The organism is Enterobacter cloacae complex sp. P18RS (assembly GCF_014982105.1).
Classification (GTDB): Bacteria; Pseudomonadota; Gammaproteobacteria; order Enterobacterales; family Enterobacteriaceae; genus Enterobacter; species Enterobacter hormaechei_C.
Window position 1 is genome coordinate 249,331 of sequence record NZ_JADCKV010000011.1, and the last position, 12,472, is coordinate 261,802.

The window sequence follows — 12,472 nt, forward strand, 5'->3', positions numbered from 1 at the left end:
ACCAGCAGAAATGCCGGCGCGTCATCATCACGTCAGTAAACTAGCTGACAAACTGGCGGAATAGCGCTTTACCTTTCAACAGCCGGGTTCCGAGCCAGCCGCCGCACAGGGACAGCAGCACGGCGCCGCAGACGGGCAGCGTGAGCCACAGCCGCCAGTCGGGCTCCCACGGGAAGTCGAAGACTTTGCTCTGGAGTACCGCCAGCGCGGTTTCCGCCCCGATGGCCGCCACCAGGCCCGCCACCAGACCGAGCAGGGCAAATTCGCTCCACAGCGTGGCGCGCAGCAGCCGTTTACTGGCTCCCAGCGTGCGGTAGACCACCAGCTCCTGATGACGCTGACGCATGCCCACCTGCACCTGCGCCAGCAGCAACAGCACGCCGCAGACGGTCACCAGCACTACCATCACCTCCAGCGCGCGGCTCACCTGCTCCAGCACCTGCCCGACCTGTTTGAGGATCGCGCCGATATCCAGCAGGCTCACCGTCGGAAATTCCCGGTTAAGCTGCGTCAGCATGCCGTTGCCGTTTTCCCAGCGGAAGCTGGTGAGCCAGCTCTGGGGCTGTCCGTCCAGCGCACCCGGCGGGAAGATGAAGAAGAAGTTTGGTCGCAGGCTTTCCCAGTCCACTTTACGCAGGCTGGTAACTTTGGCGGTGAAATCCTGGGTATCACCGGTGAAGGTCACGCTGTCGCCGAGGTTCACGTTCAGGCGTGTCGCCAGCCCCTCCTCCATCGACACTTCCCCCGCTTTCGGCGGCCAGGTGCCGGCAACGATCGGGTTATGGTCCGGACGTTTCGCCTGCCAGGTCAGGTTGAGTTCACGGTTGAGCGATTCATCCTTATTTCCCTCTGTGGACTGGCCGTTGATCTGCGTCAGGCGGGCGCGCACGATCGGATAAAACGATTCCGGAATAATGTGATGCTCAGACAGGAAACCCTTCAGCGGCGTCACCTGTTCGGGAGCAATATTGATCAGGAAATAGTTCGGACTTTCCGGCGGAAGCTGCTGCTGCCAGCGATCCAGCAGATCCCCGCGCAGCACCAGCAGAAGCGCCAGCAGCATAAAAGACAGCGAAAATGCCGAGAGCTGGCTGAGGGTAGACCACGGCTGGTGCAGCAGTCGGTTAACCGCTAACCGTATGGGGAGTGATTTAACTGTCAGCTTTCTCAGGACATTAAGCAGTATCCAGCCCACTACGCCGCACAGCAGCGCCAGCACCACCGCACCCGCCAGCACCGCCCACAGCAGCGTACTGCCGCCCATCAGCCAGGCCAACAGCCCGACCGCCACCGCAATAATCACCGGCAGATAGAACTTCAGCGGCCAGACGCTGGCCACCACATCGCGGCGCAGCACGCGCAGCGGCTGGGTGGCGAGCAGCAGCCGGTACGGGCGTAACCCCACCAGCAGGGAGATCGTCGTCATCGCGCCGATGGCCCACAGCCACGGCCAGAGGCTGGCAGGCGGTAATGCGGCGGGCAATACCGGTTTGAGCAGCACCATCAGCAGCTTTTCAAACAGCAGCCCTATCGCCCCGCCGGTCAGAGCCGACAGCGCCAGCACCATCAGCCACTGGCCGACAATCAGCTTGCGCAGCTGCGCGCGGCCCGCGCCGAGGGTTTTGAGGATCGCCACCAGATCGTAACGGCTGCGACAGTAGTGCCCCATCGCCACGGCAACCGCCGCAATGGCAAGCAGCAAGGTTAACAGCGCCGACAGCAGCAGGAACTGCTGGGAACGTTCGAGGGATTTGCCGAGCGCCCCGTCATCCTGCTCCAGCCCGTACCAGCGGTGTTCCGGCTTGAGCTGCGGCAGGAGCCATTTTTCGTACGCCTCCAGCTGCGCAGGCGTCCCGCCAAACTTATACCGCCAGGTGACACGGCTTCCCGGCTGGACGGCGTTGGTTTTCGCCACATCAGCGGTGTTCATCAGCAGGCGCGGCGCAAGCTGGAACGGATTAAATCCAGAGTCGGGCTCCTGCACCACTTCCCCGGCAATTTTGAGTGTCGCGTCGCCGACGTCGATACTGTCGCCGGGTTTCAGGTTCAGCAGCGCCATCAGTCGCGATGCCAGCAGGACCGTACCGGCCGTCGGTTTTAGCCCCGGCGGGCTGGTTTGTAAGTCACCATACATCGGGTAGATGTCATCCACGGCTTTTACGCTGGCAAGCTGCGGCGTGTCGCCCGCAAAGGTCATAGTCTGAAAGGTGATCTGCTCCCCTACCTTCAGCCCCTCTTTGCGCGCTTCCTCAATCCAGCCCGGCGGCACGGGGCGAGAACTTTGCAGAGCCCGGTCCCCGGCCATAAATTCCCGACTCTGCTGGCTAAGCCCTTTCTCCATACGATCGCTGACGCTGCCGAGCGCCAGCACGCAGGCCACCGCCAGGCTCAACGCCAGCCAGACAATCAGCAGCGAGGGCGAGCGCCACTCGCGCCAGAACCAGCGGGCAATCATGCTTCCTCCTGAAGAATACCGTTCACCAGCCGCAGGCGGCGGTCGCAGCGGGCGGCCAGCTGCGGATCGTGGGTAACCAGAATCAGCGTGGTGCCGTGTTCGCGGTTGAGGGAAAACAGCAGATCGGCAATTTTGTCCCCGGTTTTACGGTCGAGATTGCCCGTTGGCTCATCGGCAAACAGCACTTCCGGGCGGCCGTTAAACGCCCGGGCCAGCGCCACGCGCTGCTGCTCACCGCCGGAAAGCTGTGCCGGAAGGTGGTCGAGACGTTTTCCCAGCCCCAGCTGTTCCAGCAACGCCGTGGCGTGATCGCGGCTTTCACGAGTATTGTCACCACGCAGCAGGCCGGGCAGCTCAACGTTTTCCAGCGCGTTCAGCGTCGGGATCAGCATGAATGACTGAAAGACAAACCCGATATGCCGGGCACGCAGCGCGGCGCGGGCCTCTTCATCAAGCGCGTGGAGGGGCTGGCCGACCAGGTTCACTTCACCACTACTGCCATCGTCCAGACCAGCGAGAATGGCCAGCAGTGTGGACTTACCGGAACCGGATTCACCAATCAGGGCGATGGTTTCGGCACGTTTGACAACGAGTTCAACTCCGGTGAGGATGGAAAGCTCGTGTTCTCCCTGACCGACGGACTTCTTAAGACGATGAACTTCAACAATGTTTTCCGCTGGCATTTGCCCTTCCTGTTTTTGATGCTGATGACCTTCCGCGCGGCGGCTGCGGACACGTTATTGATTCTGGGCGACAGCCTGAGCGCGGGCTATCGTATGGCCGCCAGTGCGGCCTGGCCCGCCCTGCTCAATGATAAATGGCAGTCCCGGGCGTCTGTCGTGAACGGCAGCATCAGCGGCGATACGTCGCAGCAAGGCTTATCGCGCCTGCCTGCCCTGCTTAAGCAGCATCAACCGCGTTGGGTGCTGGTTGAACTGGGCGGTAATGATGGTTTGCGCGGCTTCCAGCCTCAGCAAACGGAGCAAACGCTGCGGACCATTTTGCAGACCATTAAGGCTGCCAATGCCCAGCCGCTGCTGATGCAAATTCGCCTGCCCGCCAACTACGGCCGTCGGTATAATGAGGCGTTTAGCGCGATCTATCCTAAGCTTGCCAAAGAGTTTGATATTCCGCTGCTGCCATTTTTCATGGAAGAGGTCTATCTGAAACCCCAGTGGATGCAGGATGATGGCATTCACCCCAATCGCGATGCCCAGCCGTTCATTGCCGACTGGATGGCAACCCGGCTGGCTCCTTTAGTAAAACATGACTCGTCAAACAGCTGAGAACCTGACAGGTAAAGTTATGCAAAAATCGGTCTTAATAACAGGATGTTCCAGCGGAATTGGCCTTGAAAGCGCCCTTGAACTGAAACGTCAGGGGTTTTGGGTACTGGCAGCCTGCCGCAAACCCGAGGATGTCGAACGCATGCGAGGGCTGGGATTTACCGGCATTCTGCTGGATCTCGATTCGCCAGAGAGCGTAGAGCAGGCCGCCGATGAGGTTATCGCCCTGACCAACAACCGTCTTTACGGTCTGTTCAACAATGCGGGCTACGGCGTGTACGGCCCGCTACAGACTCTCTCACGGGAACAGCTGGAGCAGCAGTTCTCCGCAAACTTTTTCGGGGCGCATCAGCTTACCATGCGCCTTCTCCCCGCCATGCTGCCGCACGGCGAAGGGCGCATCGTGATGACCTCCTCGGTCATGGGCCTGATCTCCACGCCGGGCCGCGGGGCTTACGCCGCCAGCAAATATGCGCTTGAAGCCTGGTCCGATGCGTTGCGCATGGAGCTGCGCCACAGCGGTATTAAGGTCAGCCTGATTGAACCGGGCCCGATCCGCACCCGCTTTACGGAAAACGTTAACCAGACGCAGGCGGACAAACCGGTCGAAAACCCCGGCATCGCGGCGCGTTTTACGCTTGGGCCAGAAGCCGTCGTTGCCAAAGTGCGCCACGCGTTTGAGAGCGATACCCCTAAAATGCGCTATCCGGTCACGCTGGTAACCCATGCCGTCGGCTGGTTGAAACGCCTGCTGCCGGGGCGGATGATGGACAAAATTTTGCAGGGTTGAGTTGAAGCGACGACGCTTACCCCCATGTAAAGAGTAAACCGATAAAAGAGAATGCCGCATGTCCGTACAGAATATCGTCAACATAACTGAAGCTAACCTGCAACAGACGCTCGAACAGTCAATGACTAAACCGGTGCTGTTCTACTTCTGGTCTGAACGCAGCCAACACTGCCTGCAACTGACGCCGGTCCTGGAAAGCCTTGCCGCGCAGTACAACGGTCAGTTCATTCTGGCGAAGCTGGATTGTGACGCCGAACCAATGGTGGCTTCCCAGTTTGGCCTGCGCGCGATCCCAACCGTCTATCTGTTCCAGAACGGTCAGCCGGTGGATGGCTTCCAGGGGCCGCAGCCGGAAGAGGCGATCCGCGCCCTGCTGGATAAAGTTCTGCCGCGCGAAGAAGAGCTGAAAGCGCAGGAAGCCATGGCGCTGATGCAGGAAGGCAAGTACGACGAGGCGCTGCCGCTGTTAAAAGACGCGTGGCAGCTGTCGAACCAGAACAGCCAGATTGGTCTGCTGCTGGCAGAGACCCAGATTGCGCTGCACCGCCCTGAAGACGCGGAAGCCGTGCTGAAAACGGTGCCGATGCAGGATCAGGATACCCGTTATCAGGGTCTGGTGGCGCAGATTGACCTGCTGAAACAGGCGGCCGATACCCCTGAAATTCAACAGCTTCAGCAGCAGGTTGCGGACAACCCGCAGGATGCCGCGCTGGCAAGCCAGCTGGCGCTTCAGCTTCATCAGGTGGGGCGTAACGAAGAGGCGCTGGAGCTGCTGTTTAGCCATCTTCAGAAGGACCTGGGCGCCGCAGACGGACAGGCGCGGAAGATGTTCCAGGAGATCCTGGCCGCGCTGGGTACCGGTGACGCGCTGGCGTCGAAATATCGTCGTCAGCTGTACGCGTTGCTCTACTAGTAAAAAAATGCCCGGTGGCGCTAACGCTTACCGGGCCTACAAAAGCCGATATTACCCCGTCTTTTTCAACTGCGTCACCACCAGCTGGTGGCGCGCGTTGTAAAACTTCCGATAGGTCAGGTAGCAGGCAATGATGGTGGACAGGCTCGCCGTAGAGAGCAGCATAAACGTCACCATAATCTGGTACTTAATCGCTTTTACCGGATCGATACCGGCAAAAATCAGCCCCGACATCATGCCCGGCAGGCTCACCAGACCCACCGTTTTGGCGGAATCCACCGTTGGGATCAGCGAAGAGCGAATGCTGTCGCGGATCAACCGCGCCGAGGCCACCTTCGGCGTCGCGCCCAGGCTTAGCTTCTCCTGAAGCTGCTGCTGTTCACTGCTGAACCGTTGCCCCAGATTGTTGTAGCACAACCCGACCGCCACCATCGCATTGCCCGCAATCATCCCGGAAATGGGGATCACCTGCATCGGCGTAAATTCTATCGAGCCGGAGAGTACCAGTACCGCCAGCGTTAACGCGGTCCCGGTAGTGATGGCGATCAACGACGAAATGAACGCTTTATCGATGTATTTACTGCGTTTCTGCGCGTTCCATGCCGCGTTAAAGCAGATAAACAGCACCATCAACAGGGTCAGCACGGCATGATTGACGTTGAAGATGTATTTCAGCACATAGCCGACGATGATGAGCTGAATGACCGCGCGGGCGATACTCCAAAGAATATCTTTTTCCAGCCCCAGCTTTTCCCGGTAGCTGACCACAATCGCCACCAGCACCAGGACCATCGACAGCGCCAGCGATTCGTTGGTTATGTTATGTTCACCCACGATGAGCCTCCTCCATTTTCCCGCCCTGCGGCCTGAGCGTGATGACATCATCCGCATGGGTAATTTCATTTGAATCATGCGTCACCCACAGCACGGCAATATTCTGCTCCCGAGCGTAGCGATGGATAATGTCATTGACGTTGCGCTTGTTAGCGTCATCCAGCGCGCTGGTGATTTCGTCCAGCAACAGCGCCTTCGGCAAGAATTGCAGGTTACGGATCAGCGAGACGCGCTGCTTTTCCCCTCCCGACAGTTCGGCGATCGATTTGGTCAGCGTCTCCGGCGAAAGCCCGAACCGGGTCAGATCGTCGGTAAACTTTTTCGGATCAGGCGTTTGGTTGCGGATGTGCCAGGGGAAAACCAGATTGTCGTACACCGTGTCGCCAAACAGGGACGGCGTTTGCACGCAGTATGACACCTGCTGGCGATAGCTTTCCGGTGAAAGCGTGGCGATATCTTTTCCTGCAAACAGGATGGTTCCCTCCGTTGGGCTCAGTAGCGAAGCCACGATTTTCAGGAGGGTGCTTTTGCCGCAGCCGGAGGGGCCAGTTATCAGTTTAAATTCGCCCGGAGAGAGACAAAAATCAACGTGCTGAAGGATGGTGTTATCACCCACACGAAAGCCAACATCCCTGATATCCAGAAGATTTTTTTTATTATTCATTCCGATTCCATTAACCGCTGTAATAAGAACAGCCTTTAGCATAATCCTTTCCGCTACGCAGCGCGAATAGCCTTAACCTATAGCAAGTGTTAAACTTTTTGCTCGCTAATTGTCACCTCTATAACTACAGGAAGTCAGCAACATGACACATATCTTTTATGAGTTCTCTTCCCTGAAGCCTGGTGTTCCTGATGTGGAAACATTAATGGAAGTCATCAATTCTTCTGAACTCACGCGTTTTGTCATGGGTGCAGAGGTGGTCGATTTTGTTAAGAAGGCGCTCATCGTTAACACCACAATCGGTAGCTTTAAAAACTGCTATTTTGCATTCGATGATGGAGCGTACTTTCTCGAGTTTGACGGCAAGGGTAAATCCAGACGCTTTACTGAGGTGCCGGACTGGTTCGTTTCCCCCGCGGAATTTGCCCGCTCGCAATGGCTGATTAACCATGATCTGGCCGATGTGAAGGCGACGGCGTTTATTGACGTGCTGATGTCCTATCCGCTTAAAGAGCGCCGGGCGCACTGCAATCTGCTGTTTGGTCTGGATCTGCATAAGGTCAATGTGGTTCCGGCGCCTACAGCCCCTGCCGGAAAAATGGGGAATAAAAACGGAAAAACCACCAAGCCTCGCGTCACGGATCTCGGCTCTTTTGAGCTTTTTACCGCGTTCTTTGCGCGTATGAAAACCGCCGTCAATGCTAATGAATTCCCTACCCTACAGGTGCTGACCGGCCAGGAGGATCTTACAAAAGCGCCGCACAGCTTAAAGCAAGGGATCAGAACCTGGTTTAAGGCGATTACCGGCGATCTGCCGCCGAACAACAAACGTGTCGGGGCGGGCAATGCGGTATTGTTCTGCGCTCCCGTTCGCGAGCAGATCCAGCAGATAGAGGCCATCGGCCTGGAAAAATACTATCAGGGCTTATCAAAAGCCATCGCTGACGCCGGGGATGGGTTTATCACCGACTTCAGCTATACCTGGTCTGAAAAGTAACGTTTTGCGCCCCGCATTCCGAACGGGGCGTTTTATTTCTGCCAGTCCGGTTCCCACCTCTTTACAGGGGCGAAATCCTGTTCGTTAGCCGATATACTTACGTTCAACAAATACGCAGTTTTTCTCGTTACGGCATGCAAAACAGGAGGTTTTTATGCTCATCGTTGTTCCTGTCCTTATATTCGTTGCGCTGGTTATCGTGGGCGCAGGCGTCAAAATTGTCCCGCAGGGTTACCAGTGGACCGTCGAACGCTTCGGTCGCTACACCAATACTCTTCAGCCGGGTTTAAGCCTGATCGTCCCGTTCATGGACAGAATTGGGCGTAAGATCAATATGATGGAGCAGGTGCTGGATATCCCTTCCCAGGAAGTCATCTCCAAGGATAACGCCAACGTCACCATCGATGCGGTGTGCTTTATTCAGGTGATTGATGCGCCGAAAGCGGCCTATGAGGTGAGCAACCTGGAGCTGGCGATCGTCAACCTGACCATGACCAACATCCGTACCGTGCTTGGCTCAATGGAGCTGGACGAAATGCTCTCCCAGCGCGACAGCATAAATACCCGCCTGCTGCACATTGTGGATGAAGCCACCAATCCGTGGGGGATCAAAGTGACACGCATTGAGATCCGCGACGTGCGCCCACCGGCAGAGCTGATTGCTTCCATGAACGCGCAGATGAAGGCCGAGCGTACCAAGCGTGCCTATATTCTTGAAGCCGAAGGGGTGCGTCAGGCTGAAATCCTGAAAGCGGAAGGGGAAAAACAGTCGCAGATCCTGAAAGCCGAGGGCGACCGTCAGTCTGCCTTCCTCCAGGCGGAAGCGCGTGAACGTTCGGCAGAAGCAGAAGCCCGTGCGACGCAAATGGTCTCCGAGGCGATTGCCGCCGGGGATATCCAGGCCGTGAACTACTTCGTCGCGCAAAAATATACCGATGCGCTGAAGGAGATCGGCTCCGCGAACAACAGCAAGGTGGTAATGATGCCGCTGGATGCCAGCAGTCTGATGGGATCTATCGCCGGAATTGCCGAGTTGATCAAAGACGGCGGAAACGAGCGTAAAAAATGATTGAGCTCATCGTTGCACATCCTCATGCGTTCTGGCTAAGCCTTGGCGGCTTACTGCTGGCCGCCGAGATGCTTGGCGGCAACGGTTATCTGCTGTGGAGCGGGGTTGCCGCGGTGATTACCGGGCTGGTCGTCTGGCTGCTGCCTGTCGGCTGGGAGTGGCAGGGCGCGCTGTTTGCCGTGCTGACGCTGCTGGCCGCCTGGCTGTGGTGGCGCTGGCTGAACAAACGGGTGAAGGCGCAGAAGCCGGTCGACGCGCACCTCAACCAGCGTGGGCAGCAGATCGTGGGTAGACGCTTTACGCTTGATAACGCGCTGATCAACGGACGCGGTCATATGCGCGTGGGGGACAGTTCGTGGCCGGTGGTGGCCGACGATGACCTCAGCGCCGGCACGCGGGTTGAGGTCATTGCGGTGGAAGGCATTACCCTGCGGGTTAAAGCCTGTTAGGCGTGGGTTTTACGGTGGCAGCAGCCGGAAAGATTGTCGATAATCGGGCACTCGGCGCTGTCATCTCCCGGGCAGGATTCTGCCAGCTGTAACAGTTGCTCACGCATCGCCTGTAATTCGATGATATGGCGTTCGATCTCCGCCACTTTTTCCAGCGTACGTTTTTTCACGTCGGCACTGTGGCGTTTCGGATCGTTAAACAGGTTAACCAGCTCGCCGCACTCTTCAAGGTTAAATCCTACCTGTCTTGCCTGACGCAGTAACGTCAGTTCATCAAGATGCAGCTGCGTATAGCTGCGGTAGCCGTTCTCACTGCGCAACGGTGGCGTCACCAGCCCTTTTTCCTCATAAAAGCGAATCGCTTTGCTGGTTAAGCCGGTTTTTTTCGCAACATCGCTGATATTCACATTTCCCCCTTGACCTTCCCCTTGATGGAAGGTTTAACCTTCATAACAGTTAGCGAAAAGCAAAGTGAAGGTCAACAATTGACCAGAACATTATACGGGAGTTTTGTTATGTCTCACACTATTGACCTGACACTGGACGGCCTCTCCTGCGGCCACTGTGTCAAACGCGTTAAAGAAAGCCTGGAGCAGCGTCCTGACGTGGAAAGCGCTGAGGTGAGTATCGATCATGCCGCCGTGACCGGCAGCGCCAGCGCCGACGCGCTGATTGATACCATTAAACAGGCCGGTTACGGGGCGGAGTTAAGCCACCCAAAGGCTAAACCGCTGGCAGAGTCATCATCCCCGTCGGAAGCACTGACAGCGGCCACTCCTGAGCTTCCGGTAGCTGATGATATTGATGACAGCCAACAGCTGCTGATCAACGGCATGAGCTGCGCCAGCTGCGTCTCCCGGGTACAAAACGCCTTACAGGCGGTACCGGGCGTCGCACAGGCACGGGTAAACCTGGCGGAGCGTACTGCGCTGGTGATGGGCAGCGCCTCCGCCGCAGAGTTAGTGCAGGCCGTGGAGAAAGCGGGCTACGGGGCGGAGGCCATCGAAGATGATGCCGAGCGCCGCGAGCGCCAGCAGGAAACGGCTGTCGCCACTATGAAGCGTTTCCGCTGGCAGGCGATTGTCGCCCTGCTGGTCGGTATTCCGGTGATGGTGTGGGGCATGATGGGTGACAACATGATGGTCACCGCTGACAACCGCACCCTGTGGCTGGTGATTGGTCTGATTACCCTTGCGGTGATGGTGTTTGCTGGCGGACATTTCTATACCAGCGCCTGGAAGAGCCTGAAAAACCGCACCGCGACGATGGACACGCTGGTCGCGCTCGGTACCGGCGCGGCGTGGCTGTATTCGATGAGCGTGAACGTCTGGCCGCAGTGGTTCCCGATGGAGGCGCGCCATCTCTATTATGAAGCGAGTGCGATGATTATCGGTCTGATTAACTTAGGCCATATGCTCGAAGCCCGCGCGCGTCAGCGCTCGTCGAAAGCGCTGGAAAGATTACTCGATTTAACCCCGCCGACGGCCCGCGTGGTCACGGACGACGGGGAAAAAAGCGTTCCGCTCTCAGAGGTACAGCCGGGAATGACGCTGCGCCTGACCACCGGCGACCGCGTGCCCGTCGACGGTGAAATCACCCAGGGCGATGCCTGGCTGGATGAAGCGATGCTGACCGGCGAGCCGATACCCCAGCAGAAATCTCAGGGCGATGCGGTGCATGCGGGTACGGTGGTACAGGACGGCAGCGTACTGTTCCGCGCCAGCGCGGTCGGGAGCCATACCACGCTGTCACGCATCATTCGCATGGTCCGCCAGGCGCAGAGCAGTAAGCCGGAGATTGGTCAGCTTGCCGATAAAATCTCCGCCATTTTTGTGCCGGTGGTCGTCGGTATTGCCCTGCTGAGCGCGGCGATCTGGTATTTCTTCGGCCCGGCGCCGCAGATTGTCTACACCCTGGTGATCGCCACCACGGTGCTGATCATCGCCTGCCCTTGTGCCCTTGGCCTGGCCACGCCGATGTCGATTATCTCTGGCGTCGGACGCGCCGCCGAATTTGGCGTACTGGTCCGTGATGCTGACGCCCTGCAACGGGCAAGCACGCTGGACACCCTTGTCTTTGATAAAACCGGCACGCTCACCGAGGGCAAACCGCAGGTGGTGGCCGTCAGTACCGTTGGCTGTACGGAGACGGACGCCCTGCGCCTTGCCGCCGCGCTGGAACAAGGTTCCAGCCACCCGCTGGCGCGCGCCATCCTGGAGAAAGCCGGTGATGGCCGTCTGCCGCAGGTCAGCAACTTCCGCACCCTGCGCGGTTTAGGGGTCAGCGGTGAAGCCGAAGGCCATACGCTGCTGCTGGGCAACCAGGCACTGCTGACTGAACACGGCGTTGATACGTCCGCGCTGGACGCAGAGCTAAACGCGCAGGCCTCTCAGGGCGCGACGCCGGTTCTGCTGGCGAGGGATGGTCAGGTGGCGGCGCTGCTGGCCGTGCGCGATCCGTTGCGCCAGGACAGCGTAGATGCCTTACAGCGCCTGCACCGCGCGGGCTATCGTCTGGTGATGCTGACCGGGGACAACACGACCACCGCCAACGCCATTGCGAAAGAAGCCGGTATTGATGAGGTGATCGCGGGCGTGCTGCCGGACGGCAAAGCGGACGCCATCAAGAACCTGCAAAGTCAGGGTCGCCAGGTGGCGATGGTGGGCGACGGCATCAACGACGCCCCGGCGCTGGCGCAGGCTGACGTAGGCATTGCGATGGGCGGCGGGAGCGATGTCGCCATTGAAACCGCGGCGATCACCCTGATGCGCCACAGCCTGATGGGGGTGGCGGATGCGCTGGCGATTTCGAAAGCCACGTTGCGCAACATGAAGCAGAACCTGCTGGGGGCCTTCGTCTATAACTCGCTCGGCATTCCGATTGCCGCCGGGATTTTGTGGCCGCTGACCGGCACCCTGCTGAACCCGGTTGTTGCGGGTGCGGCGATGGCGCTCTCGTCAATTACCGTGGTAAGCAACGCTAACCGTCTGCTGCGGTTTAAACCGAAGGATTGAA

At 58.4% G+C, this 12,472-nt stretch carries 12 protein-coding genes; 7 read left to right on the plus strand and 5 right to left on the minus strand.

Translation table 11 applies throughout. The features are described from left to right. Positions 1-40: 40 nt before the first annotated feature. Together ybbP and ybbA are read right to left on the minus strand one after the other, a co-directional pair. Positions 41-2,455, minus strand: coding sequence for a putative ABC transporter permease subunit YbbP (gene ybbP, locus INF61_RS08955; protein WP_015571231.1), 2,415 nt, complete (start codon positions 2,453-2,455; stop codon positions 41-43). Beyond that, positions 2,452-3,138 (minus strand): putative ABC transporter ATP-binding protein YbbA, encoded by a 687-nt coding sequence (ybbA, locus tag INF61_RS08960; protein WP_033486699.1) that lies wholly within the window; start codon positions 3,136-3,138, stop codon positions 2,452-2,454. The genes ybbP and ybbA overlap by 4 nt, the downstream gene beginning before the upstream one ends. Between ybbA and tesA the strand changes: the two genes are divergently transcribed. Genes tesA through INF61_RS08975 form a run of 3 tightly spaced genes read left to right on the plus strand, consistent with a single transcriptional unit; the run spans position 3,109 to position 5,444 of the window. Then, on the plus strand, positions 3,109-3,741 hold the full coding sequence (tesA, locus tag INF61_RS08965) for a multifunctional acyl-CoA thioesterase I/protease I/lysophospholipase L1 (RefSeq protein WP_003858933.1): 633 nt from the start codon (positions 3,109-3,111) through the stop codon (positions 3,739-3,741). The genes ybbA and tesA overlap by 30 nt on opposite strands. Further along, positions 3,722-4,531, plus strand: coding sequence for an SDR family oxidoreductase (locus INF61_RS08970; protein ID WP_006809829.1), 810 nt, complete (start codon positions 3,722-3,724; stop codon positions 4,529-4,531). The genes tesA and INF61_RS08970 overlap by 20 nt, the downstream gene beginning before the upstream one ends. A gap of 58 nt (positions 4,532-4,589) precedes the next feature. Then, positions 4,590-5,444, plus strand: a complete 855-nt coding sequence (locus INF61_RS08975) for a co-chaperone YbbN (RefSeq protein WP_003858935.1) — start codon at positions 4,590-4,592, stop codon at positions 5,442-5,444. 51 nt (positions 5,445-5,495) lie between these two features. On the opposite strand, the gene fetB is transcribed toward INF61_RS08975, so the two are convergent. Both fetB and fetA read right to left on the minus strand, forming a co-directional pair. Then, positions 5,496-6,278: an iron export ABC transporter permease subunit FetB gene (fetB, locus tag INF61_RS08980; protein ID WP_017383223.1), complete on the minus strand. Its 783-nt coding sequence runs from the start codon at positions 6,276-6,278 to the stop codon at positions 5,496-5,498. Next, complete coding sequence (gene fetA, locus INF61_RS08985) at positions 6,271-6,942, minus strand: iron ABC transporter ATP-binding protein FetA (RefSeq protein WP_015571235.1); 672 nt, start codon at positions 6,940-6,942, stop codon at positions 6,271-6,273. Before fetA ends, fetB begins: the two co-directional genes overlap by 8 nt. A 142-nt stretch (positions 6,943-7,084) precedes the next feature. On the opposite strand from fetA, the gene INF61_RS08990 reads away from it, so the two are divergent. The 3 genes from INF61_RS08990 to INF61_RS09000 all read left to right on the plus strand — a co-directional run bounded on the left by INF61_RS08990 (position 7,085) and on the right by INF61_RS09000 (position 9,457). Beyond that, the gene (locus INF61_RS08990) at positions 7,085-7,939 is read left to right on the plus strand and encodes a hypothetical protein (protein ID WP_015571236.1); all 855 of its coding nucleotides are present in this window, start codon (positions 7,085-7,087) and stop codon (positions 7,937-7,939) included. A 154-nt stretch (positions 7,940-8,093) separates the two neighbouring features. Then, on the plus strand, positions 8,094-9,008 hold the full coding sequence (locus INF61_RS08995) for an SPFH domain-containing protein (RefSeq protein ID WP_003858941.1): 915 nt from the start codon (positions 8,094-8,096) through the stop codon (positions 9,006-9,008). Continuing rightward, positions 9,005-9,457, plus strand: coding sequence for an NfeD family protein (locus INF61_RS09000; protein WP_015571238.1), 453 nt, complete (start codon positions 9,005-9,007; stop codon positions 9,455-9,457). The genes INF61_RS08995 and INF61_RS09000 overlap by 4 nt, the downstream gene beginning before the upstream one ends. On the opposite strand, the gene cueR is transcribed toward INF61_RS09000, so the two are convergent. Continuing rightward, complete coding sequence (gene cueR, locus INF61_RS09005; RefSeq protein ID WP_017383222.1) at positions 9,454-9,864, minus strand: Cu(I)-responsive transcriptional regulator; 411 nt, start codon at positions 9,862-9,864, stop codon at positions 9,454-9,456. The genes INF61_RS09000 and cueR overlap by 4 nt on opposite strands. Positions 9,865-9,972: 108 nt before the next feature. Between cueR and copA the strand changes: the two genes are divergently transcribed. Continuing rightward, positions 9,973-12,471: a copper-exporting P-type ATPase CopA gene (gene copA, locus INF61_RS09010; protein WP_063151122.1), complete on the plus strand. Its 2,499-nt coding sequence runs from the start codon at positions 9,973-9,975 to the stop codon at positions 12,469-12,471. The last annotated feature ends 1 nt before the right edge of the window (position 12,472 follow it).

Bases quoted from the DNA above. Each gene is read 5' to 3' on its own strand.
- ybbP (WP_015571231.1), bottom strand. From the start codon at position 2,455: ATGATTGCCCGCTGGTTCTGGCGCGAGTGGCGCTCGCCCTCGCTGCTG.
- ybbA (WP_033486699.1), bottom strand. From the start codon at position 3,138: ATGCCAGCGGAAAACATTGTTGAAGTTCATCGTCTTAAGAAGTCCGTC.
- INF61_RS09000 (WP_015571238.1), top strand. From the start codon at position 9,005: ATGATTGAGCTCATCGTTGCACATCCTCATGCGTTCTGGCTAAGCCTT.
- copA (WP_063151122.1), top strand. From the start codon at position 9,973: ATGTCTCACACTATTGACCTGACACTGGACGGCCTCTCCTGCGGCCAC.
- INF61_RS08995 (WP_003858941.1), top strand. From the start codon at position 8,094: ATGCTCATCGTTGTTCCTGTCCTTATATTCGTTGCGCTGGTTATCGTG.
- fetA (WP_015571235.1), bottom strand. From the start codon at position 6,942: ATGAATAATAAAAAAAATCTTCTGGATATCAGGGATGTTGGCTTTCGT.
- INF61_RS08990 (WP_015571236.1), top strand. From the start codon at position 7,085: ATGACACATATCTTTTATGAGTTCTCTTCCCTGAAGCCTGGTGTTCCT.
- tesA (WP_003858933.1), top strand. From the start codon at position 3,109: ATGAACTTCAACAATGTTTTCCGCTGGCATTTGCCCTTCCTGTTTTTG.
- INF61_RS08970 (WP_006809829.1), top strand. From the start codon at position 3,722: ATGACTCGTCAAACAGCTGAGAACCTGACAGGTAAAGTTATGCAAAAA.
- INF61_RS08975 (WP_003858935.1), top strand. From the start codon at position 4,590: ATGTCCGTACAGAATATCGTCAACATAACTGAAGCTAACCTGCAACAG.